General features: G+C 57.1%; 24 protein-coding genes. 7 read left to right on the top strand and 17 right to left on the bottom strand.

The genetic code is table 11. The annotated features are described in order from the left end of the window. Nucleotides 1–5 precede the first annotated feature (5 nt). The 8 genes from GOW92_RS00295 to GOW92_RS00260 all read right to left on the bottom strand — a co-directional run bounded on the left by GOW92_RS00295 (nucleotide 6) and on the right by GOW92_RS00260 (nucleotide 6,985). Nucleotides 6–656, bottom strand: coding sequence for a protein-L-isoaspartate(D-aspartate) O-methyltransferase (locus tag GOW92_RS00295; RefSeq protein ID WP_170556967.1), 651 nt, complete (start codon nucleotides 654–656; stop codon nucleotides 6–8). Further along, on the bottom strand, nucleotides 653–1,435 hold the full coding sequence (gene surE / locus GOW92_RS00290) for a 5'/3'-nucleotidase SurE (protein ID WP_170556965.1): 783 nt from the start codon (nucleotides 1,433–1,435) through the stop codon (nucleotides 653–655). The genes GOW92_RS00295 and surE overlap by 4 nt, the downstream gene beginning before the upstream one ends. Before the next feature lie 119 nt (nucleotides 1,436–1,554). Further along, a complete protein-coding gene (locus tag GOW92_RS00285; protein WP_368040233.1) occupies nucleotides 1,555–2,640 on the bottom strand; it encodes an ABC transporter ATP-binding protein in 1,086 nt (361 codons plus the stop codon). Nucleotides 2,641–2,720: 80 nt separating this feature from the next. Continuing rightward, a complete protein-coding gene (locus GOW92_RS00280) occupies nucleotides 2,721–3,767 on the bottom strand; it encodes a methyltransferase domain-containing protein (protein WP_170556963.1) in 1,047 nt (348 codons plus the stop codon). A gap of 105 nt (nucleotides 3,768–3,872) precedes the next feature. Then, entirely contained in the window at nucleotides 3,873–4,985 is a 1,113-nt protein-coding gene (locus GOW92_RS00275) for a hypothetical protein (protein WP_170556961.1), read from the bottom strand. Nucleotides 4,986–4,987: 2 nt separating this feature from the next. Beyond that, on the bottom strand, nucleotides 4,988–5,767 hold the full coding sequence (locus GOW92_RS00270) for an SDR family oxidoreductase (RefSeq protein ID WP_170556959.1): 780 nt from the start codon (nucleotides 5,765–5,767) through the stop codon (nucleotides 4,988–4,990). Nucleotides 5,768–5,837: 70 nt separating this feature from the next. Beyond that, nucleotides 5,838–6,515 carry a hypothetical protein gene (locus tag GOW92_RS00265; RefSeq protein WP_170556957.1) on the bottom strand — a complete coding sequence of 226 codons (678 nt, stop codon included), beginning with the start codon at nucleotides 6,513–6,515 and terminating at the stop codon, nucleotides 5,838–5,840. 107 nt (nucleotides 6,516–6,622) lie between these two features. Beyond that, the gene (locus GOW92_RS00260) at nucleotides 6,623–6,985 is read right to left on the bottom strand and encodes a nuclear transport factor 2 family protein (protein WP_170556955.1); all 363 of its coding nucleotides are present in this window, start codon (nucleotides 6,983–6,985) and stop codon (nucleotides 6,623–6,625) included. Between the two features lie 109 nt (nucleotides 6,986–7,094). Here GOW92_RS00260 and GOW92_RS00255 point away from each other — a divergent pair, with 109 nt between their 5' ends. From GOW92_RS00255 to GOW92_RS00240, 4 genes are all read left to right on the top strand, one after another. After that, a complete protein-coding gene (locus tag GOW92_RS00255) occupies nucleotides 7,095–8,702 on the top strand; it encodes a peptide chain release factor 3 (RefSeq protein ID WP_170556952.1) in 1,608 nt (535 codons plus the stop codon). Nucleotides 8,703–8,723: 21 nt separating this feature from the next. Beyond that, nucleotides 8,724–9,479: a hypothetical protein gene (locus tag GOW92_RS00250; protein ID WP_170556950.1), complete on the top strand. Its 756-nt coding sequence runs from the start codon at nucleotides 8,724–8,726 to the stop codon at nucleotides 9,477–9,479. After that, on the top strand, nucleotides 9,476–10,405 hold the full coding sequence (locus GOW92_RS00245) for a glycosyltransferase family 2 protein (RefSeq protein WP_170556949.1): 930 nt from the start codon (nucleotides 9,476–9,478) through the stop codon (nucleotides 10,403–10,405). Before GOW92_RS00250 ends, GOW92_RS00245 begins: the two co-directional genes overlap by 4 nt. Nucleotides 10,406–10,589: 184 nt before the next feature. Continuing rightward, entirely contained in the window at nucleotides 10,590–11,957 is a 1,368-nt protein-coding gene (locus tag GOW92_RS00240; RefSeq protein ID WP_170556947.1) for a DEAD/DEAH box helicase, read from the top strand. Here the strand turns inward: GOW92_RS00240 and GOW92_RS00235 are convergent. The 3 genes from GOW92_RS00235 to GOW92_RS00225 are packed head-to-tail and all read right to left on the bottom strand — an operon-like array spanning nucleotide 11,954 to nucleotide 13,958. After that, a complete protein-coding gene (locus GOW92_RS00235) occupies nucleotides 11,954–12,856 on the bottom strand; it encodes a DMT family transporter (RefSeq protein ID WP_170556945.1) in 903 nt (300 codons plus the stop codon). The genes GOW92_RS00240 and GOW92_RS00235 overlap by 4 nt on opposite strands. A 21-nt stretch (nucleotides 12,857–12,877) precedes the next feature. Continuing rightward, complete coding sequence (locus GOW92_RS00230) at nucleotides 12,878–13,762, bottom strand: fatty acid desaturase (RefSeq protein WP_170556943.1); 885 nt, start codon at nucleotides 13,760–13,762, stop codon at nucleotides 12,878–12,880. Next, entirely contained in the window at nucleotides 13,755–13,958 is a 204-nt protein-coding gene (locus GOW92_RS00225; RefSeq protein WP_058278218.1) for a DUF2061 domain-containing protein, read from the bottom strand. Before GOW92_RS00225 ends, GOW92_RS00230 begins: the two co-directional genes overlap by 8 nt. Before the next feature lie 107 nt (nucleotides 13,959–14,065). On the opposite strand from GOW92_RS00225, the gene GOW92_RS00220 reads away from it, so the two are divergent. Together GOW92_RS00220 and GOW92_RS00215 are read left to right on the top strand one after the other, a co-directional pair. Further along, nucleotides 14,066–14,929: a helix-turn-helix domain-containing protein gene (locus GOW92_RS00220; protein ID WP_170556941.1), complete on the top strand. Its 864-nt coding sequence runs from the start codon at nucleotides 14,066–14,068 to the stop codon at nucleotides 14,927–14,929. Between the two features lie 94 nt (nucleotides 14,930–15,023). Next, a complete protein-coding gene (locus GOW92_RS00215; RefSeq protein ID WP_170413914.1) occupies nucleotides 15,024–15,206 on the top strand; it encodes a hypothetical protein in 183 nt (60 codons plus the stop codon). Here the strand turns inward: GOW92_RS00215 and GOW92_RS00210 are convergent. From GOW92_RS00210 to GOW92_RS00195, 4 genes are all read right to left on the bottom strand, one after another. Next, nucleotides 15,203–15,964, bottom strand: coding sequence for an SDR family oxidoreductase (locus tag GOW92_RS00210; protein WP_170556939.1), 762 nt, complete (start codon nucleotides 15,962–15,964; stop codon nucleotides 15,203–15,205). The two genes, GOW92_RS00215 and GOW92_RS00210, sit on opposite strands and share 4 nt — an antisense overlap. Further along, nucleotides 15,961–17,427: a carnitine 3-dehydrogenase gene (locus tag GOW92_RS00205; protein ID WP_170556937.1), complete on the bottom strand. Its 1,467-nt coding sequence runs from the start codon at nucleotides 17,425–17,427 to the stop codon at nucleotides 15,961–15,963. The genes GOW92_RS00210 and GOW92_RS00205 overlap by 4 nt, the downstream gene beginning before the upstream one ends. A gap of 8 nt (nucleotides 17,428–17,435) precedes the next feature. Beyond that, nucleotides 17,436–17,756, bottom strand: a complete 321-nt coding sequence (locus GOW92_RS00200; protein WP_170556935.1) for a hypothetical protein — start codon at nucleotides 17,754–17,756, stop codon at nucleotides 17,436–17,438. 72 nt (nucleotides 17,757–17,828) lie between these two features. After that, nucleotides 17,829–18,743 carry a 3-keto-5-aminohexanoate cleavage protein gene (locus GOW92_RS00195; protein ID WP_155150709.1) on the bottom strand — a complete coding sequence of 305 codons (915 nt, stop codon included), beginning with the start codon at nucleotides 18,741–18,743 and terminating at the stop codon, nucleotides 17,829–17,831. A 132-nt stretch (nucleotides 18,744–18,875) separates the two neighbouring features. Here GOW92_RS00195 and GOW92_RS00190 point away from each other — a divergent pair, with 132 nt between their 5' ends. Next, a complete protein-coding gene (locus tag GOW92_RS00190) occupies nucleotides 18,876–19,862 on the top strand; it encodes a GlxA family transcriptional regulator (RefSeq protein WP_170556933.1) in 987 nt (328 codons plus the stop codon). Nucleotides 19,863–19,923: 61 nt separating this feature from the next. Here the strand turns inward: GOW92_RS00190 and GOW92_RS00185 are convergent, their stop codons facing one another. Together GOW92_RS00185 and GOW92_RS00180 are read right to left on the bottom strand one after the other, a co-directional pair. Continuing rightward, nucleotides 19,924–20,970 carry an aldo/keto reductase gene (locus GOW92_RS00185; protein ID WP_170556931.1) on the bottom strand — a complete coding sequence of 349 codons (1,047 nt, stop codon included), beginning with the start codon at nucleotides 20,968–20,970 and terminating at the stop codon, nucleotides 19,924–19,926. Between the two features lie 266 nt (nucleotides 20,971–21,236). Then, entirely contained in the window at nucleotides 21,237–22,946 is a 1,710-nt protein-coding gene (locus GOW92_RS00180) for an adenylate/guanylate cyclase domain-containing protein (protein WP_170556929.1), read from the bottom strand. Nucleotides 22,947–23,102: the final 156 nt, after the last annotated feature.

The following is a 23,102-nucleotide window of genomic DNA, read 5'->3' as shown; positions in this document are numbered from 1 at the left end:
TTCTTTCACGCTCCGTCTTTGCCAAGCCCTTCTAGCAGGGGCACGAACCGAACGGGCAACAATTCATCATAGTCCAGACCGGTCTCGGTGCGTCTGACCCGGATCAGGGTCTGAACCGCATCTGACTGTCCCACCGGCAATACCATGATACCGCCGATTTTGAGCTGCGCCAAGAGCGGCCCGGGCGGGTCCTCGGCGGCGGCGGTCACGATGATACGATCAAACGGGGCTTGCTCCAACAACCCAAACGACCCGTCGGACAACATCGCTGTCACATTGGTCAGCCCCAAGTCGCGGAACAGCTGGCCAGTTTCGCGCACCAGACGCTTATGACGTTCGACCGTATAGACCCGCCGCGCCAGCTTGGACAAAACTGCCGCCTGGTAGCCCGAGCCTGTACCGACCTCCAGTACCGTGTCACGCGGGCGCACATCCAAGGCCTGCGTCATCAGCCCAACGACCGAGGGTTGGCTGATCGTCTGCCCGCAGGCAATTGGCAACGGCGTATCTTCGTAAGCACGCTCGGCAAACAGACCCGTGACGAAGCGTCCCCGGTCGACCTGCTCCATCGCGGCCAATACGCGCGCATCCGTTACCCCGCGCGACCGCAGGGCAAACAGGAACTGCATAATGGTTTCGGGATCAGGTCCGCTCATTCGATTGACTTCAGTTGTTCCAGAACGTCATGGGCTGTCAAATCGGCCCGCATCGGTGTGACCGAGATGTATCCTCCCAAATTGACTGCTGCATCTGTACCGGGTGCTGTTGGATTGTGCTGATAGCCACCCTTGATCCACAGAAACCGCCGACCCGAGGGCGAGCTGTGAGGTTCAACCGAGAAATGGGTGTCCCGGCGATATCCTTGTGGTGCAACGCGTGTTCCCAGAACCTCGTCCGCGGGAACAGGTGGGAAATTAACGTTGTAAAACAGTCGGTAATCAGCCTGTTCTTCAGGTGTCGCCTTCAAAATACGCCGTACCAGGTCCGCCCCGAAACGCGTTGCAGCCTCAAAGGGATCGTCCAGACCAAGGTTCCGCGGCCCAAAATACTGCGACAAGGCAATGGCGGGGACACCTTGCAGGGCGGCTTCCATCGCGCCGCCCACGGTGCCGGAATACAGCGTGTTTTCAGCAGAATTGTTGCCCCGGTTCACCCCCGACAACACCAGATCGGGCGGCGTGTCCTTCATGACGTCATGCAACCCGGCCAGAACGCAGTCGGCGGGCGAACCCTCGGCTGCATAGCGACGTTCTCCCAGTTTGGCGACCATCATCGGATGGGTGTAACTGATACAGTGACCAACACCTGACTGCTCGAATGCAGGCGCCACGACCCAAACTTCACCCTCTGGGCCTGCGAGATCGGCGGCTATCGCCTCAAGTGCGATAAGCCCCGGTGCATTGATACCGTCATCATTGGTCAGAAGAATACGCATTGCCCCATCCACCCGGCGTTTTGCCCTTGATAGACCCGCCCCTGCGTCGCGGCAAGCAAAGCGGGCACCCAATCTGAGGCTTTCGCGCACCACTTGGCGCTAAACTGTGTCTAATGGGCCTAAACAGGGAAAACGAAACACTTGTCGCGACGGATGGTCAGCCACATGACCCGCCCCGGGTTGGGAACGAAGACGTTGGGCACTGTCGCCCTCAGGATCGAGCCGTCATGGTCCATCCGAAATTCAACGAGGCTTTCGTTGCCTAAAAACCGCGCCCGTTCGACCACGCCGCGCGCGGCAACGCCATCTGTGGGCGTAGGCAGCGGCCCCTTGCCGTTCCGATCAAAGTCCAGCCGCACGTGCTGGGGTCGGAAAACGATTTCAACATCCGTATTGTCCGGCACTCCAGGGGCCAGAAACTGCCCAAACGGCGTTTCCGCCAAGGCACCATTCACTTTGGCAGGCAGTACGTTGATATCACTGAAAAATGCAACCGCCGCCTTATCCGCTGGCCGCGTGAAAACGTTGTACGGCGCGCCCTGCTGCACGATTTTGCCACGCCGCATCAGGGCGATCTCATCCGCCATGCGCATCGCCTCTTCAGGTTCATGCGTGACCAGAACAACCGCGGCGTCCTCTTCCTTGAGGATCGCGAGCGTTTCATCCCGAATGCCGTCCCGTAAGCGGTTGTCCAAGCCCGAGAAAGGCTCATCCATCAGCATGATCCGTGGACGTGGTGCCAAGGCCCGAGCCAGCGCCACACGTTGCTGCTCCCCCCCTGACAGATGATGCGGAAAGCTGTCGACAAAGCGCATCAGGTCGACTTTGCGCAGCAACTCTTCGACGCGTGCGCGTTTTTCGTCCTTATGCCCTCTCAGGCCAAACGCCACGTTGTCAGACACGCTCAAATGCGGAAACAGGGCAAAATCCTGAAACATCAGCCCGATCTCGCGCCGTTCAGGCGGCACGCGAAACACCGTGTCACAGATCAGTTTGCCATCGACATAGATTTCACCGTATTCCTGCATCTCGACGCCAGCAATCATGCGCAGCGTCGTGGACTTGCCGCATCCCGATGGCCCCAGCAGACACGTCACCTGCCCAGCCTGAACGGTCAGCGAGACGTTATCTACAACAACTCGCCCCTCATATCGGGCGATCAGATTTCGGATTTCCAACCGAGGAGGAGTAGCGTTTTCTGTCACCGATGGGCCCCGTTGCCTTTCCCGATCAATTCCATCGGGCTTAGGCGGGGATAACAACCCCGACCTTCAGGTGCAAGAGATCAGCAACAGCCGCCGGATGGGGCCTCGCCAGACACTTCAAACGGGCTTTCGCCACCGCAGCCTTCGAAAATCCCGTAATGGGTCGAGAAATCGCCGATGAATTCGAAATGCCGGGCAAAACGTGTGTCTTTCAACATCATCCATGTGTTGCCGCAGACGGGAAAGACCTTGCCCGCGTCAATCGCGTGGTGATCATCCAGTTCAAACAGATGTGGGGCGTTGGGGACAGTACCTTTGTAAATCACCGCCTGACCGTAGTCTTCGCAGGCAGGCTCCAACTCGGGCAACTTGAACAGGCGGTAGGTCGCGGACAGGAAGTTCAGGGGTGCGACTCGCTCCTCCAGAACCGCGTTCTCGATGTTCAACGGACGGTGGGTCACACGACGCGGGTCGCCAAAGCCAGCCTTGCGCGACATCGACAGAAAATCGTTCCAGTACAACGCGCCTGACAAGCACTCGCCGTACAGAACCTCATCCTCGGCCATCTCTTTGGGCACACGGCGGTCTGAATAAACGTCCGAGAAATACATCTCGCCCCCGTCTTTCAACAACCGCTGCGCGCCACGCAGGACGGCATCCTTGTCGGTGGCCAGGTTGATCACGCAGTTCGACACGATGATGTCGAAAGAACCAGGTTCCAGATCCAGCTTATCCAGATTTTCGATATAACCATGGTGGAATTCTACGTTTGACGCGCCATGCCCAAAGGCCTGCGCGTGATAATCTTGATGCGCGCGCGCGACATCCAGTTGCCCGGGCGTCATGTCCACGCCGACAACGCGTCCTTTTTCGCCCACCATCGCAGACAGGGCATAGACATCCCGTCCGGCACCGCAACCAAGATCCAGAATGCTCATGCCCTCTAGATCCAGCGGCGCGATTAGGCCGCAACCATAGTAACGGGTCAGCACTTCGTCATGGATTTTCGACAGAATCTTTTTGACATGATCCGGCATGTCATCAGGAGTGCAACACGCGTTTGTCTGCAAGTCCGAGCTACCCTGCAGGACCTCGCCATAGTAATTCTGCACTGCCTCATGCTTCATCGCGGCTATCCTTCTGTCTGATGGCTGCATAGCAGCTAATGCAGTGCGGGGTTTGGCGCAATCCGTGCACTTGCGATCTGACGAAAGCGTGAGGATTCTTTGGCCTCACGCCAGCAGTTCAAAGTCTACACCCGCGCGTAATTTGCCGTTCACCTGAACCTCAAGCCGATGTGCTCCGGGAACCAGTTTGAACGTGGTCGCGTCGCCCTTGAGCTTATGCTTTTTGCTCAACGTCAGGACACCATCCTTCAACAAAGCTTGTTTCAGCTTATGCACTTTGGCTGAGGTTTTTCCGCCAGGTCGTTGAAAATGAACGATGTAGTCCACAAGAACCGGTTGCTGATCCTTACCATTCAGCACAACATCAAACTCCAGCGCGCCACCGATCCGTGCCTCGCCTTTGATCGTGACATCGGCCGAGACCTTGGCGTCCGGGTCATAACCCAGCGTCTTCATGGCGCGCGGATGTCCAGCTTTCACAAGACCACGCAAGGTGTGCGAGGTCATCCAGTCCAACTCATCCTGATCCTGCTGCCCTCTCGTGCCCCATTCCTGCAACCGATCCAAAACCAGATCGGGATCTTTCTTGGAGATGTCGTTCAGGTGATTGGCCACCGAGCGGGTGACATAACGCGTCCCATCGGCATGCAGGCGATCCAATAACGGCAGCGGATCGGTCAGTTCCAGCGCAACGGCCTGCCCCCAAGGCAAGCGCGGCCGTGTGCCTTCGCTAACCAACCGTCGCACGTGATAGCTGTCATGCGCGCACCATTCATTCATCCTCGACAGCACCAAATCCTGATGGGCGTTGAGGAACGGGCGGATGGCCCATTCCATCGAAAACCTCTGGGTTAGTTCCTCAAGCACATCCAATGCCTGCGCCGGATGGTCTATTCCTACGGCAACAACCCACTCACCTAATGGCGCAAAGATGAAGTCCCCAAAATCGTCATCCGTTTTGCTGGGATCCAAAGGCGACGGCAAAGCGCGCAACAGTGTTGGTGCGATCTGAGTCACATCACCCGGAACGGCCTGTTGCAAGCAGTCGGCAATCCAGGCCATCCGCTCTTTCAATTCCAGATCCAGAAGGCGCGACATGACCTGCGCGTGAAATGAATTGGCATCAAAAGACGGGTCTGCGCCCGCGAAAAGCCCTGCCAAATAGCTGGTCTTTTCCGCGTTAAACAATTGATCCTTTAGTGAGAAGTTCTGTGCCATGGTCACATCGTCATGTTGGTCGCGCCGCCGTCCAGCAGGATGTTTTGCCCGACGATGAACCCGGCATGCTGCGAACAAAGGAAAGCGCACGCCGCGCCAAATTCGCCGCGTGTTCCATACCGACGCGCCGGGATTGTTGCCGCGCGTTCGGCACGCGCCTCGTCCAACGAAATACCCTTTTGCGCCGCCACGCCGCCATCCAACGAATCCGCACGGTCGGTGGCGTGAATGCCCGGCAGCAAGTTGTTGATCGTCACGCCTTTTGGCGCGACCTGACGTGCAGTTCCGGCGACATAACCAGTCAAACCGGTGCGGGCTGCATTCGACAGACCCAGCGCCGGGATCGGCGCCCGTACCGATTGCGAGGTGATGTTGACCACCCGGCCCCAACCTTGCTCCATCATACCCGGCAAAAGCGCCTTCATGAACGCAATCGGCGTCAGCATGTTGGAATCCAGCGCTTTGATGAAATCGTCACGATCCCAGTCGGACCACAAACCGGGCGGCGGACCACCGGCATTTGTCACAAGAATATCAACGCCCTGTGCGGCTTCGATCACCTGCGCTTGCCCGTCCGCCGACGTCACATCGCAGGCAACGGTTTGAACCTGAACGCCATGTTCGGTGCGAATACGATCGGCCGACGCCTCCAATGCCTCAGACCCGCGTGCGTTCATCACCAGATCAACACCGGCAGCGGCCAAAGCCTCGGCGCAACCCAAACCCAAGCCTTTGCTGCTGGCACAAACCAGCGCGCGTTTTCCGTTAATTCCCAGATCCATCGGGACCCTCCTTAGTATTGCGGGGTTTTGTCTGATGCCATCAAAGCAAAACGACCCTGTGGCTGAGTTGCTAAAATTCTTGGTCGACTGTCGCCTGCAGAGATTGCAGCGTCTCAAGCAATTCAAGCAGGCCCGAACGATCACTGCTTTGACCCATCCAACCCAGCTGCTGAACGAGAATTGAAGAAACTTCGGCGCATTGCCCGCTTGTGCAGCGCCGCGTGCCTTTCAGACGCGTCTCTTGTGCAGACAGATCCGCAATGGAAGAAGCCAAAACTGCCATATCCGATTTCAGCTGGGACCGCACATCATCCGACAAGTCTTCGGCGTGGTTGGTTAAGAAACGCCCGAGGTCTTTTTCAAGCTGCTCAGTTGACCGCCGCGCAGCGCGCATCGAACGCAGAGCCTGCCGGCGAGAAGACGAAGTATACGCGTTAGAGCTTTTGAAAGACGCGTAAGTACGGGAAACCTGTGCACCCGCATTTTTAATTCTGATCTGAGTTTGCAACGAACGCTCTGACAGCGCTTTGGCGTCTTGGGTCAGACTTATTGCACTCGATTGGCCTTCCTCACCGCTGTTGCCTTCTTGATCGCGGCTCTCGTCGGGCTCGCCTCCGCACCGTGCGCAGCCGCTGTCATCTGTTGTCGGCGCAGGGCGACCACCGTGACCAGGATGCGCGTTGGCAATTTGTGGCAGTTCCAAGGAAAACAAAGTAGCGACCAAAATAATTGCCGCCGTCCTTGCCATTCGTATCCTCATTTCGCGCCCTTACAATGTTGCGTCTCTGCTCGATGTGGTGTCGCCGGACCTGCCGACGGCACCACGGCCACAAAAATCAGATTTACAGCTTGGCGTCAGTAAAAAAACTCTTCGCGCACGATCTTGCCGTCTGCGACATGGTAGATAGCTACTTCGCGCATATCAAAACTGTCGCCACTTTCCTTCACTGTGCCCTGCACTTCGAAGATCACGGCAAAGCGGTCGTCGCCATGCATAAACGGTTCGCTGACCGAAGCGCCGCTTACATCATGCGCGCCTTCCCACCATTCATGTTTGCCACGTATGCCATCACGCCCTGCGGTTTCACGACCCATGCCCATGGCATCTGTCGCTTCGACCGAAATGGCATCGTCTGCATAAAGTTTGTCCAAATTCGCTTTGGCCCGGCCTTCCCGGCATCCAGCGACCAGTTCGTCTGCAATTTCTTTTAAATTCATCACACCTCTCCATCATTTGTTCACTATATGTTCTCATTGCCATAGCCAGCCGATTCTGAACAGCCCCTTTGTCTTGCCTCGGCTGGATTCCCCGCATATACGCGCGTTCATGCTTGATACCGCCACCAACCAACCCGTTTTGCCCCCCGAGATCGCTCGGCGCCGGACATTCGCCATCATCTCACACCCGGATGCGGGCAAGACGACGCTGACTGAAAAGTTCCTGTTGTACGGGGGCGCCATTCAAATGGCGGGTCAAGTGCGCGCCAAGGGTGAGGCAAGACGAACACGCTCAGACTTCATGCAAATGGAGAAGGACCGCGGTATCTCGGTTTCCGCCTCGGCAATGTCGTTTGACTACGACAACTTCCGGTTCAATCTGGTGGATACGCCCGGCCACAGCGATTTCTCGGAAGATACCTATCGCACGCTAACCGCCGTAGATGCTGCCGTAATGGTCATCGACGGCGCAAAAGGTGTGGAAAGCCAGACGCAGAAACTGTTCGAAGTCTGCCGCCTGCGTGACCTTCCGATCCTGACCTTCTGTAATAAGATGGACCGGGAAAGCCGCGATACGTTCGAGATCATCGACGAAATTCAGGAAATGCTGGCGATCGACGTTACCCCTGCTGCATGGCCAATCGGCGTAGGTCGCGATTTCATCGGCTGCTACGACATGCTGCGCGACCGGCTGGAACTGATGGACCGCGCCGACCGTAACAAAGTGGCTGAAAGCATCGAGATCAACGGGTTGGATGACCCGAAACTGGCGGAACACGTACCCGAGCACCTGCTGGACAAGCTGCTAGAAGAGGTTGAGATGGCGCGCGAGCTGTTGCCCAAGCTTGATCCGCAAGCGGTACTTGAGGGACATATGACCCCGATTTGGTTCGGCTCGGCCATCAACTCGTTTGGCGTCAAAGAATTGATGGAAGGCATCGGCGCTTACGGTCCACAGCCGCAGGTTCAGTCTGCCGAACCGCGTCAGATCGCGCCCGACGAAAAGAAAGTCGCCGGATTTGTCTTTAAGGTTCAGGCCAACATGGACCCCAAACACCGCGACCGCGTGGCATTTGTCCGCATGGCAAGCGGACACTTCAAACGCGGGATGAAGTTGACCCATGTGCGCTCGAAAAAGCCGATGGCGATCTCGAACCCGGTTCTTTTCCTGGCCTCTGACCGGGAACTGGCCGAAGAGGCCTGGGCCGGTGATATCATTGGCATCCCGAACCACGGCCAACTGCGCATCGGTGATACACTGACCGAAGGTGAGGCGATCCGCGTGACCGGCATCCCTTCATTCGCACCAGAGCTACTGCAAACCGTACGGCCGGGCGACCCGATGAAGGCCAAGCATCTGGAAAAAGCCCTGATGCAATTCGCCGAAGAAGGCGCGGCCAAGGTTTTCAAGCCTTCGATTGGCTCCGGCTTTATTGTTGGTGTCGTTGGTGCGCTGCAATTCGAAGTGCTGGCCAGCCGGATTGAGATGGAATACGGCCTGCCCGTGCGCTTTGAGGCATCGCAGTTCACATCCGCCCGCTGGGTCAGCGGCGATAAGGTCGCGGTCGACAAATTCGTCAACGCCAACAAGCAGCACATCGCCCATGATCATGACGGCGATATCGTTTATCTTACACGCCTTCAGTGGGACATCGACCGGGTCGTTCGCGACTACCCTGAGCTGAACCTGACGGCCACAAAAGAAATGATGGTGTGATGGCACGGGCCGAAAGTCCGAATGGATGATGATCTGACCTATTCGGGTGGCCTACCCGCCCTACAAAACAGGTTCGAAAGGCGACGCGCGCCTTTCGAGTTTTTGGACGAGGTACTCCCGGCCGAAGACGCCGATCTAACCCTTTTGACGCGCCAGATTGTCCCCGAAAGCGCGACGCAGTCGCAGCCCGGCGAAGCGCATACATCCTGGGCGCGCAAACGCCGACAAATCGCGCAGGAATTCGTCGGGAAATCTGAGTTGGCCTTTCTGAATGCGCAGCTGATTTCGAACCTTCGCAAACGATCCTGGCCCAGTCACGCCCCTGCCCTTTTTTGTCGACTTTGGGCCGAGCAATCGGATCATCTGCTGCACCATCTTGATCTGCGTTGGCAGGTGTCTTCCATTCAAACATTTGCCGATCATGGTACCACGCGAACTCAACGTGAAGTTGGGCACGCGATGCGCATGCTGTTCGGCCTAATGAAGCTGTACGAATTCGAACGTCTTTTCTCTGGTCGCGCGCCGGATCTGCCATACCCGCTAAGGCGCAAGGCAGATGCTGAACTACCGATGGAAATGGATGGTTTCTCGTTCGAGACAGGAGGGCTGGATATCAACATTCTGACACCGGTCTGGACACAGGCACTGACCGACGAGACGATCGCCCCGCTCGCCAACCATCTTTTCAGCGCTTTGAACCGCGATCCCGGCACAGTGTTCCGCCGATTGGCCAAGATGCGTGAGGCGCGCGAAGCGCGTCGGGAAACGCGAAAATGACGACCTGGGGTATCGTCTCAATGGTTCGCGGATCGACCCGCGACATACTCAGGTTCGCGGCCCATCACCTCGATCTGGGTGCGGATTATCTGTACATCTACCTGGACGAACCCAATCGTGAGGCGCACCTGGCCCTCAGGAAACACCCAAAAATCAGAGCGCGGATCTGCGATGATGCCTTTTGGGAGAAACGCAAACGCGACCGCCCGGAACGTCACCAGGTCCGCCAGACGCTACATGCAACATTTGCGTACCGCAACACCGATCTGGACTGGTTGGCCCATATCGACGTGGATGAATTCCTGTGGTCCTCAAATCCGATCCGAGAACAGTTGCAATCCGTTCCTTCGGACACTCCTGCCGTCCGCGTTCGACCGATGGAGGAAATGGCGGGCGGAGAAGATCTGTACAAAGCATACATCCCCAGCGGCCCGGATCGTTCAGCCACGGTACAATCGATCTACCCCAATTACGGCGGCTTTGTTCTTGGCGGGTTCCTTAGCCATGTTCAGGGTAAACTCTTTGCCCGTACGGGCATGGAAAAACTGAACTTTCGAATCCACAACCTGTTTCAGAACAAAGAGCCTTTGCCTTGCAAGTTCGAGCTACCTGCGTTGGAGCTGTGCCATCGCCACGCACCGGATTGGGAGCACTGGCTGGCTCACTATCAATTCCGGATGGAGCGAGGATCTTACCAACCCGGCATGTCCCCCAATGTTGCCCGCGAACTGGGTGGATTGAACAAGAACGAGCTATTCAACTGGATTGAGGCGGAACAAGGTATGGAAGGCCTGCGCGCCTTCTACGATGAAATCAGCGGCGCTGATCCTGATGTGCGGGCGCGGCTGGAAGAGCACGGGCTGATACGGCACAGACCGCTGGATCTGGACGCGAAAATTGCGAAACACTTTCCCGGAAGCTGCTGAATTGTTGCGAAAAACCTGCAACAGGTACTGGCGACGTCAGGTTAAAACCTCTTCATTTGACCCTGCCTCATGATTTTGTTATGTCCGCGCAAAGCCGAAATGTGCCTGACAGCGCATGGCCATCCGGGCCCGGCATTCCATTGACGCGCGGGCCAGGTCTAGTGTCCGCATGAACCGGACATACATGACAAAATTTAACGAACTGAACCTGAACCCAAAGGTCCTCAAAGCCATTGAGGAAGCCGGATACGAATCCCCTACCCCAATCCAGGAAGGCGCGATACCTGCGGCCTTGGAAGGACGCGATGTACTGGGCATTGCTCAGACAGGGACCGGCAAGACTGCAAGTTTCACGCTGCCGATGATCACCTTGCTAGCCCGTGGGCGCGCTCGTGCGCGCATGCCGCGTTCGCTGGTGCTGTGCCCGACGCGGGAGCTGGCCGCGCAGGTGGCTGAGAATTTTGACACGTACGCAAAACACTTGAAACTGACCAAAGCGCTGTTGATTGGCGGCGTCAGCTTCAAAGAGCAGGACGCGTTGATTGACCGGGGCGTTGACGTTCTGATCGCCACACCGGGTCGTCTGCTGGACCATTTCGAGCGCGGCAAGCTGCTGTTGACCGGCGTTCAGATCATGGTTGTAGATGAAGCGGACAGGATGCTCGACATGGGGTTCATCCCCGATATCGAACGCATCTTCTCGCTGACACCGTTCACACGCCAAACCCTGTTCTTCTCGGCCACTATGGCACCAGAGATTGAGCGGATCACAGACACGTTCCTGTCTGCTCCCACGCGGGTCGAGGTTGCGCGCCAAGCTACAGCGTCTGAGACTATCGAACAGGGTGTCGTGTTGTTCAAAGGCGGTCGCCGCGATCGCGAGGCCAGCGCCAAGCGAAAGGTTCTGCGTGCGCTGATCGATGCCGAAGGTGAAAAATGCACCAACGCAATCATCTTCTGCAATCGCAAAACCGATGTAGATATCTGCGCGAAGTCGTTGAAAAAATACGGATATGACGCTGCAGCGATCCACGGTGATCTGGACCAATCACAGCGGATGAAAACTCTTGATGGTTTCCGCGACGGTTCCTTGCGCCTGCTGGTCGCCTCAGATGTGGCCGCGCGCGGCCTTGATGTGCCATCGGTAAGTCATGTGTTCAATTTCGACGTTCCCGGGCACCCTGAAGATTACGTGCACCGCATTGGCCGTACAGGTCGCGCCGGACGCGATGGCAAAGCAATTACAATCTGTTCAGGACGAGATGAAAAAGCCCTGGCCGCAATTGAAAAGCTGATCCAAAAAGAAATTCCCAGGCTCGACAACCCGGTTCAGTCCGAAGAACCCAAAGCCAAAGAAGACGCGCCAAAGCCCGAGCGGAAAGCCAAACCGACTGACGCTAAGAAAAGCGAAACCAGGAAGAGCGACCGCAAGAAGGACAAGGAACCCAAGGGCCGTGGCCGCAGAGACGACAAAGGCCCTGCTGTTGTCGGCATGGGCGATCACATGCCCAGCTTCATCGCCCTCAGCTTTGACGAGCGCCGCGCAGGCTAAATCGTAAGCACCAACGCCAGTATCGAGGCACCAAGCAACGTCATCCCGGCGACTTCCCGCCGGGTGATTTTTTCGCGGAAAAACAAGATCGAGGCGAACAGGCTGAAGATCAGTTCGACCTGGCCCAGTGCTTTGACATAGGCCGCGTTTTGCAGTGTGAAGGCAAAAAACCAGCAGAACGAACCGCTCAGGCTGGTGAGGCCGACAAAGACGCCGGTTCGACGAGTGTCCCAAACCGCGCGCAACTCAGCCCGGTCGCGCCACAACAACCACAATCCCATGCTCAGGAATTGGTACGATACGACCACAGCCAGTGTGATCAGCGCCCGATACCACGCATCAATGTCTCCCAACTCCAAAGACGCACCGCGATAACTGACGGATGAGAAGGCGAACAGAACACCAGAACCCAACCCAAGGCGCGATGCCCGGTTGGTGAGATGTGCCCACCAAACCCCTTCCCCGCCAGGATTTTTTGACAGTAGCAGGACAGCCACCAGTCCCAGAATTATCGCAAACAATGCGCCCGATGACACCTGATCACCCAAGACAAGAAATCCGACGATGGCGGTCTGGATAACCTCGGTCTTCTTGAATGTAATGCCGACGGCGAAATTACGCTGTTTGAACAAGGCCACGACACAAATGGTCGCCAAAATCTGCGTCGTCCCGCCGATCACTGCAAACAGCCAGAATCTTCCGGTCAGGACTGGCAGGCTGTAACCGGTTACCTTCATTGCCACGATCAACGCGAGAACGGCCAAAGGCATGGAATAGGCAAATCGGGCAAAAGTCGCACCGGCAGCCGTAAGTTTCACGGTGCTCAGCGATTTTTGCAGCATGAACCGCACGGTCTGAAATGCCGCGGCGGCGATGGTGACGGGAATCCACAAACTCATGAATCCCCTTGTGTCGGCAAATCAGCCCTTTGGCCAGAGCGGATGCGCCACTGGGTCCTTCGCGCGCCAAAAGTACGAGCGGAAAATCTGGCCATAGGACCGATAGACGTAGGCCTCGTTCGTTGACTGATACCGATCTCTTCCAGCCCGATAAAGAGCGGGCAATCGGTACCAGGGCGCACCGGGATTCATATGATGAACGACGTGCAGATTGTTGTTTAAAAACAAGAAAGATAGCAATCCGCGATCTTCGACTATGACGGTACGGGCACCCGAGTCTTCATGCGCCCTGTGTTCGAGAAACGTCCGGATCTTGACCAAACCCAACCCAATGTACGCTGACAGAACAAAGGCCCACAGCGGCATTGGCGATTGGGCGACTATCCACAAAACCACAGTGGCTCCGATCAGGTGCAGCCCCCAGGCCAGTAATATGTCTTTGTCTCCGCGTTTAGCGCCGCGCAGCTCATCCCGAAGGAAGGTGTATTGACCAATCGCCGGGCCCAACACCATACGACCAAGCAACGTATTGTTCGCCGTCAGTAACCGCTTCTGCCAGCCTTTGAGCGTATTCCAAACCTTGGGGTCCAGATAGTTCGACTCGGGGTCGTCATACGGATCAGTCAGGGTCGAATCCCTGTGATGCGCCAGATGCAGGTCGCGGAACCGGTTATATGGGATGAACAAAGTCAACGGCAGCGCCAGCAGTGCCTCGTTCAGCCAACGGGTGCGAAAAGGATGTCCATGCAGCGCCTCATGGGTCAGCGATGAGTGCAGCGCCGCGACCAATCCCATTGCGGGAATGGCTAGCCAAACCGGGAACATGAAGATCACAGCAAGCCAAGCTGCATAGCACGCAACTATAAGGGCAAAGGTGCCCCATTCGGGACCTGGCCGCTCAGACATTTCGGCCCCATGTGATACCAGCCCAGACACGTTCGTAAATCACGTACATCGTTAGGCCGATGCCCGTGTTCACAATTGCCAGAGTCCCACCAACTGCGGCAGAGCCTGTCGCGATCAGACCCACCAAGGTCATCATGACCAAGCCCATCGCATTCCACACCACAGCTTTCACGACCGATCTTCGTCGCGTTTCCATTCCGTCACCCATATTATTGTTATGCTTTAAGAATTACGGATCACAGGCAGGATTGAAAATTCTGAATATGATTAACAAAACTCATCATACGTGATATTTATCATCACATGCAGGATAAGATCGACAAAAGAGACCGAGCTGCGCAGTTTCGACTACGCCTTGCTCGCGCCATGGAAGAGCAGCACGTCACGCAAAGTGCGCTGGCCCGAAGCATTGGTGTGGACCGGTCAACCGTTTCCCAGCTTTTAACCGGCGAAGGCGCTCGGCTGCCGAACGCGCATGTTGTGGGCAGTTGCGCCTCGGCGCTTGGGGTTTCTGCGGATTGGTTGCTGAGCCTGTCGGACCGGCCCGAAAGCGCGGCCGAGCTTTTGGCAAGCTCTCTAAGTATGACAAAAGCGCCGCGCGCATTGGTCGATGAACGTATTTTCGAATGGCACAAAGAGGCTGCTGGCTACAAGGTTCGCTATGTGCCCGCCACACTGCCCGACATGTTGAAGACCCGAGCTGTGCTGGAATGGGAATACGCCCCGCATCTGGGACGCACAGCAGATCAGGCCATCGGCGCATCGGCAGACAGGCTGACTTGGATGCGCAGCGCGCAATCGGACTATGAAATCGCCATGCCACTGTATGAGATCGACAGTTTTGCCCGCGCGACGGGCTACTACGAAGGCTTGTGCCCAAAAATCCGGATGGATCAGATCGACCACCTGTTAGACCTGAGTGATCAACTCTACCCCCGTATGCGCATCTATCTTTTCGACGCCAAGCGACTTTATTCTGCACCAGTCACGATTTTCGGCCCGTTGCTGTGCGTATTTTACGCAGGCAGCCACTATATGGCCTTTCGGGACCGAGACAGAATTGAAACTTTTACCCGTCATTTCGATACTTTGGTGCGCGAAGCGGATGTAACTGCGCGAGATTTTCCCGAACATCTCAGGCAGCTGCGGTCAACGATTTCCGCCTGATAGCGGTCCCACGGATGCGCAAGCCGCCAACCTGTGATATCGTCACTTGGCGCGAACCTTCGAGCGATCCGATCACAGACGGAGGACCATAGGAATGGACGCACTAAAAACCGCTCAATATGCACGGGCGCTTTATACAGCGCATGGAGATCAGGCAGAGGCCGAAGCAGCGCAGAAAATGCGCGAATGCAAGGCAGCCGGGAATATGCAGCAAGCACGTGACTGGCAGGCAGTCCGGCAGAGCATCCGCCAGATTCGCGGCCCCAATCAGGGTTAAACCTTTGGGTCGGGGTTGACCGTATGCCCGTCGACGGCAATCACCTGCCCCGACACCAATCGGGCTGAATCCGATGCAAGGAATACAGCCATATTGGCAATGTCGTGCCCTTCGACAAAGCGGCCCATTGAGGTTCCCGAGGCGTATCCCTCATAGACCTGATCCCGTGTCATGCCTTTGGCATCGGCCTCGCGCTGCAGGACGCCTTCCATCCGCGGGCCTTCAACCGCGCCTGGACAAATGACATTGCATCGCACCCCGTGTGTGCCCAGCTCCATCGCCAGCGTTTTAGCCAGCCCAATCATCCCCCATTTCGCCGCCGCATAGGGCGCGCGATTGGGATAACCGTATTGTCCCGCAGTCGAAGACGTAATGACCACCGCGCCGCTGCCTTGTCGTTTCAGAATTGGAGACGCGTATTTGGCGCACAAAAAGGCCCCTTCCAGGTTCACCGAAAGACACATGCGCCAATCGTCCAGCGCAACATCTTCGACCGAGGCCGTCGGCCCCGCAATCCCGGCATTTGCGCACAGGGTATCCAACCCGCCCCATTGTGCCTCGATGTCATTGAACAAGGCAGTCACGGCATCCTCATCCGCGACATTCACCTCAGAGCGCTGCCAATGGGCCGGGCACTCTGCAAGGGCTAACGGGTCGACATCCGCCACCCAGACTTTTGCACCGGCATTGTCGAAGGCTTCGGCCATGGCGCGACCAACGCCTGACGCGCCGGCCGTGATCAGAACGCGCCCACTCATGCCGGTTTCCGGATCGCTGCACCGGCACCTTCCGGATAGGGCAATCCAGCCTGCGCCTCAGTGATCCGAGCCATGGCGGCTTCGATCTCGGCTGAAGGTACGCTTGGGCGGCGGGTTTCCAAGCTGACATGCAGCAAAAAGCTTTCACCCGTGGCCAACAGCTTGTCGCCTTTGTACATTGAGTGGAACACGTGCAGCTTTTTGCCCTGCCCCAACAGCATCTGCGTACGCACTTCGATCTTCGCGCCAGCCTTTACTTCATCGACGTAACGGATGTGATTTTCAGCGGTAAAGTAGCTGCCTCCAGAGGCGATGTAATCGGCATCGCAACCCATGATTTCCATGAAGCGGTCGGTCGCGGCGGCGAAGGCTTCAAGGTACCGGGCCTCATTCATGTGGCCATTATAATCCGTCCAATCCAACGGCACTGCACGCGCCAGCGTCAGGATCGGCTGGCTCAGATCGGCCTGCTCCATCGTTGGCAAAGCACCCGGTTTCAACGCTGCATCATGCTGGTTCAGAACCGCACCGGCCCCATAGTTCTGCGCCTTGAGCGCCCGCATCATGCCAACAAGGTTGTTGTCGCGGATACGCTCCAATTCGCGGATCGAGTGCATTCCGGATTGTGCGTCCGACTGATCCGCGATCATGTCCACCAGTTCATCCGTGAACTCCGGGACATCCATCAACTTGGTCCACGGCCATTTCAGTGCCGGACCAAACTGCGCCATGAAATGCCGCATCCCGGCCTCTCCGCCAGCGACGCGATAGGTCTCGAACAGACCCATCTGCGCCCAGCGGATACCAAAGCCCATGCGGATCGCTTCGTCGATTTCTTCGGTGGTTGCGATACCGTCTTTGACCAGCCACAGCGCCTCACGCCAGACTGCTTCGAGGAACCGGTCTGCAATATGCGCATCGATTTCTTTCTTGACGTGCAGCGGGAAGAACCCGACTGATTTCAATAACTCTTGCGCACGCTCCACCATTTCAGGCGGGTTCTTCTCGGTGGGCACCAGCTCGATCAGAGGCAGCAGGTAGACTGGATTGAACGGGTGCGTCACTACGATCTGGTCGGGACGCAGCGCCCCTTCCTGCAATTCGGACGGTTTAAATCCGCTGGTCGAAGAGCCGATGATCGCTTCCGCGTCACATGCCTCTTGCAAGCCTTTATAGACCTTCAGCTTCAGGTCCAGCCGCTCAGGTACGCTTTCCTGAATCCAAGTGGCCCCCTGTACAGCGTCTGCCATCTCATCATGGAAGGTCAGCGTGCCTTCAGCCGGCAATGGCACGTCACTCAGCCCCGGCAGAGACCGCCGTGCATTGTCCAGAACCTCGCCAATCTTACGCTCGGCCTCTGGGTCCGGGTCGAACACCCGGACATCCCAGCCGTTAAGCAGAAACCGGGCGGCCCATCCGCCGCCGATCACACCACCACCGATGATAGCTGCTGTTTTTGTCATATCTTTTCCTAGTCGATACAAATCACCAGCTCGCGCCCCGTCTCATCCAGATGCGGAATGCATCCGAACTGCGGCGTGACCGCGCTGCATTGTTTGGTCTCTGACAGGCAAAAGCCCTCGCAGTCCGAACCTGTTTCACAGGTCTTGCCCGCATCCGCCAACGGCAGGATGCACACATACTGCTGGGCTTTGCCCGCAACCTCGTAAGTTCCGCCTTTGGCCTCGCAAGCCTGCCGCTCATTCTGAGGTGGCTCAGCCTCCGCCTTGTCATCCGTTGGAAGACAAGCCGCCAGAAATCCTGCTCCGACAAGCGCCAAACACCGCGACATCACTTTCACAAGTCATTCCTTCAGTTGATGCCCCGGTGTCTTGGCTTTGCGAAAACTCTGCAAGGCGAAGTTTCAGCCCTTAGGCGCCCGCTTCACCAGCCCCAGCTTCTCGCGCACTTCCTGCGCACCGATCACGCGCGCACCCATGTTCGAAACGATGGTGTTGGCGCGTTCAACCAGCTGCCAGTTTTCCGCCAGAACGCCTTTGTCCAGCCACAGGTTGTCTTCGAGCCCGACACGCACATTACCGCCAGCCAGCACCGATGCCGATGCATAGGCCATCTGGTTTCGTCCCAGCGCAAAGGCGCTGAATGTCCAGTCATCCGGGACATTGTTGACCATGGCCATAAAGGTATTCAGATCATCCGGTGCGCCCCACGGCACACCCATGCACAACTGAACCAGAGCCGGGCTGTCCAGAATGCCGTCCTTTACCAGTTGCTTCGCATACCACAGATGGCCGGTGTCAAAGGCTTCGATCTCGGGCTTCACGCCCAAATGTGTCATCATCCGCCCCATTGCCTGCAGCATGCCCGGCGTGTTGGTCATGACATAGTCGGCTTCGGCAAAGTTCATGGTACCGCAGTCCAAGGTACATATCTCGGGCAGACACTCGGCCACATGCTCGACCCGCGCGGCTGCGCCGATCATGTCGGTACCTTCCTCGTTCAACGGCAAAGGAGATTCTGTCGGGCCAAAGATCATGTCACCGCCCATACCTGCTGTCAGGTTCAGCACCACGTCTACTTCGGCCTCGCGAATGCGGTCGGTCACCTCGCGGTACAGGTCCAACCGGCGGCTGGGCGCGCCGGTTTCGGGGTCGCGTACGTGACAATGCACGATAGCCGCGCCGGCTTTGGCCGCCGCGATCGCACTTTCTGCAATCTGCTTCGGTGAACGTGGTACATGCGGGCTGCGATCCTGCGTTCCGCCCGAGCCGGTGACGGCACAGGTGATGAAGACTTCGCGGTTCATTTCCAGTGGCATGGTGTTTTCCCCAACTTATACCCGGTTTTGACCCAAGTTATCCTCAGGCTTCTCCCCGGATTCCGATTTGCGTTACCCGCAACTCTGACGCAGCCTTGTGGAAACAACTTGCCAGAATGCGAATCGAACTTGATGAAATCCGCAAAAAACATATTGCAGCCCGAACATCGCGCCCTGAAAACGGCCGTACTGGTTCTGGATGAATGCAACACGCTCAGCTTTGCCTCGGCCGTTGATCCGATGCGCGCCGCCAACCGTCTGGCAGACCGCCCGGCCTTTGACTGGGATTATGTGACGGCCACTTCCGAACCAGCGATGCTGACCAGTGCCTTGAATGTTCCGGGTATGCCACTGGCACGACTACAGAGCTGCGACCTGATGATCGTCGTTGCCGGGTTCCAGCTTGCCCGCCACGCCACACCCAGCCTGCTGGCAGGTCTACGCCGGATTGCAGCCACCGGAGCCACTATGGCCGGCATCGACGGCGGCCCGTGGCTGCTGGCAGAAGCCGGCCTTCTTAACGGTCACTCGGCTACGACACACTGGGAAGATCTGGAAAGTTTCGCGACCCGCTTCCCCGAAGTTGATGTTCGCCCTGACCGGTTCACCGTGTCAGACAACCGCCTCACATCTGGCGGCGCGATCCCGGCAGTCGAGATGATGCTGCACATCATCGCCGCGCGCCACGGCGCAGGTTTTGCCGCTCGCGTGTCCGGCCTGTTCCTTTACGAAGGTGCGCCCGAACCCTCGAAACCGCAAAGCCGTACAGGCGCACCGCACCGCCATACGGCCTTGACAGCAAAGGCAAACTCGCTGATGGAAAGGTCACTGGAGGACCCTCTGCCCTTGGCCGACATTGCCGATACCTTGGGCACCAGCCCCCGCACCCTGCAGCAACAGTTCCGCCTGCGCCTGAATACGACGCCACAAGACCACTATCTGCAACTGCGCCTGGCGGAAGCCCGCCGTCTGGTCACCGACACTGACATGCCCCTGATGGACGTAGCACTCGCTACAGGATTTGCCTCGCAATCCAGCTTTGCCCGTGCCTTCCGCACCGCCCATGGTCAGTCGGCGAGAGACCTCCGTCAGGACAGAATCCAGCCCACGCATCACTGACCGCCCCCATTCATCTGGCTACCCCCCAGGGGGCACGCAAAGCGCGTCGGGGGCAGAACCCCTAGAAGGGCATCGGATGCGCGCGATGCGCCGCGCTGATGTCCTTCAGGACGTCATCCCCCAATTGCAGGTCCTTGCCGTCCAGAATATGCGCCAGCTGCGAAACTGTGCTCGCGCCAAAAATGGCGGACATCATGAACGGCCGCGTCCGACACCACGCCAGCGCCATATGCACCGGGTCCAGTCCGTGCCGCTGCGCGATTTCCAGGTAGGCATCCACGGCCCCAAACACACGTTCGTATTTGCGCCCGCCCATGGTCGGAACCAAATCCATGCGCGAGCCCTTGGGAACCGCTCCGTCCTGATACTTGCCGGTCAGAAACCCCGCCCCCAGCGGAGAAAATGCCATCAAGCCGACGTCTTCGTGCACGCTTAACTCGGCCATGTCGGTGTCGAAATGGCGGCAAAGCAGCGAATACTCATTTTGAACCGAAACGACCCGCGGCGCGCCAGTCTCCTCGGCCAATCGAAGCCATTGCGCGGTGCCCCATGCGCTTTCATTCGACAGGCCGAATGCCCGGATATTGCCCTTGTCGACCTGCTTTTGCAGGGCTTCAAGGCATTCCTGCATATTTTCCAACACTTCGTCGGTGTTGTGACCGGTAGGCGCATATTCCCAGTTCTGCCGAAACATGTAGCTGCCGCGATTGGGCCAGTGAAATTGATAAAGATCTATGCAATCAGTCTGCAACCGACGCAAAGACCCCTCGATCGCCTCGGGGATCGTTTGCGCGGAGATCGGTGCCCCGTCACGGGCATGGGTAAAGCCAGCACCCGAATGCTTGGTCGCCAGAACGTACTCCCCCCGCCGAGCAGGGTTTGCCGCGATCCAATTGCCAAGAATTTCCTCAGTCCGACCCACGGTTTCTTTCGAGATCGGGTTCACTGGGTACATCTCAGCCGCGTCAATAAAATTGAGCCCAGCTTCCAGCGCCATGTCGATCTGCGTATGCGCATCCGCCTCAGAGGTCTGCGTGCCGAATGTCATGGTGCCAAGGCACAAATCCGTCACTTCAATACCAGTGCGCCCCAATGGGTTCTTTTTCATCTCAAATTCCTTCCGCTCGCAACGCTGCGCACCCTAAAGCAGGGAATTGCCAGAGCAAGGGCGAACGCGTTCAATTCAAGTGCAACAGGGATACAGTTTTGCGCCGGTCCAATCCCAAGAGTGGAGAAATGTCAGCCGTATCCCACGGCACTGTATGCCACCATAAAACGGGTATTCTAGCAGTTGTTTTCGAAGGGAAAGACATTTCCAATGGCCGGTTTGCGGAAGAAGCCGTTGGATTGGATCGCCTGCTTGATTTTGCTTTCTCAGATTGGAAGGCCAGCTTTTAGCCATCCATCCCGCCATTGCTCCGAGCATTCGGGAACGCTGAATATGGGGAGTTTCGTTTGTTCTTTAATGTCGAGATCTGGACGAAGCTCCTTCAGTTCAGATACCGCAGCCGTTGCTGACTCAAGGTCTCCGTTTTGAGCCAAGGATGCGATGAGCATGAGATGCGTAATCACGAATTTCGCCCTAATGGCCAAGGCGTTTCGATTGGCCTCTACAGCTTCGGCGTAACGCCCAAGTTGGAAAAATGCGGAGGCTTGCCCGACATAGGCTGCGTGCCGCATCGGATCTTTTGGGCTGAGATTGATCGAGTGTGTCGCGTGTTCCAGAGCTTCTTCGGGTCTGTCGAGAAAATTCAGGTTTATGCCAGCGAGCATGTGAACGGTCGCAGCATTTGGATTTTCGGCTAGTGCTTGTTTGAAAACTGCGCGAGCTCGCGGCAAGTCTTGTGCAAGCATAGAGATCGAGTGTGCGGCGTAAGCCAACGCAATTCCATCCGCTCGATCACTTAACAATACACGTTCTGCTGCGGCTACGGCGGCCTTCGGCCCTTCGTCAATCGGTTTCAGCCCTTGCACCATCCTTTGAATATGCAGCCACGCAAGCAATCCAGCTGCCGACGAATAATCAGGATCGCGCTCTAACGCCAGACGTGTAAGGCGAATGGCCTCACGGTTGTCTTGGTCGGTCAGCAGGTGAAAATGTGACTGAGCCTGGAGGTAAAGTTCATACGCGTCGAGGTTTTCTGTCGGTTTCGCCCGAGCGCGAACCGTCTCGGCATGGCGAACGGACGGTTCGATTGCCGTGACAACGTCCTGTGTGACCTGATCTTGAAGGTCAAAAACATCGTCCAGCATCCCATCGAAACGATCGGCCCAAATATGGCTGCCATTCTCTGCATCAATTAACTGTCCTGTTATCCGCAGACGCTGGCCTGCGCGCCTCACAGACCCTTCAAGCACATATCTCACGCCGAGCGCCTGCCCAACTTCGCGAATGTCAGTGCTCTTTCCTTTGAATGTAAAAGACGAGTTTCGCGCCACGACCATCAACCAACGAAACCGAGACAACTCTGTTATGATGTCCTCGGTAATTCCATCGGCGAAAAACTCTTGTTCAGTGTCGCCCGACATATTGTCAAACGGCAGCACAGCAATACCGGGTTTCTCCGATTTGACAGTTGGACTTGTAGCCGCCGAACCGACAGGCCACTGCCACACGCCAACGGGGCGGGCAATGTTCTTCAGTTCGGCGTGCTGGCCGCCAGAGAACGAGGCGGCAGCATTCCTGTCTAGGCTGTTATGTGCGGTGTCTGAAATCAATATTTGCCCGGGTTCCGCTAATGCCTCGAGACGGGCAGCTATGTTGATACCGTCACCGAATATGTCATCGCCTTCCGAAACGACTTCCCCGGTATGTATGCCAATGCGGATTTGGATTTCCTGCGGTCGCTCAGCAACCTGAACAGCAATCGCGCATTCTGTCGCGGCTGATGCGGAGCGAAACTCAACAATCCATCCGTCGCCCATGCTTTTGATCAGTCGACCATCATGGGCTGCCAAAGCGGGTATTAGATGATCCTCACGGAAAGCCTTGAGCGCTTTGAGTGTGCCGTCCCTATCCTGATCCATCAACGCCGAGTATCCGGCGACATCAGCCGCCAGCACCGCAGCAAGCCTCTTTTCCATGTTGCTCTCCCCGCTTGTTGGAAACTAGCTTGTAGAGAGAGCAATGTCAGCCCGGTAGTCAGAGCAAAGAGGTCCCATCCAGAAAGCGCAACCGGTTTGGGCTCAAAACGGTCATTGAGCCCTTGCCAGTCATACACTCGCGCGCAATTGATCAGT

This window comes from Ruegeria atlantica (assembly GCF_013032505.1).
GTDB lineage: Bacteria > Pseudomonadota > Alphaproteobacteria > Rhodobacterales > Rhodobacteraceae > Ruegeria > Ruegeria atlantica_F.
Note: the sequence above shows the minus strand (reverse complement) of the source record. Positions and strands in the feature narration are given on the sequence as shown.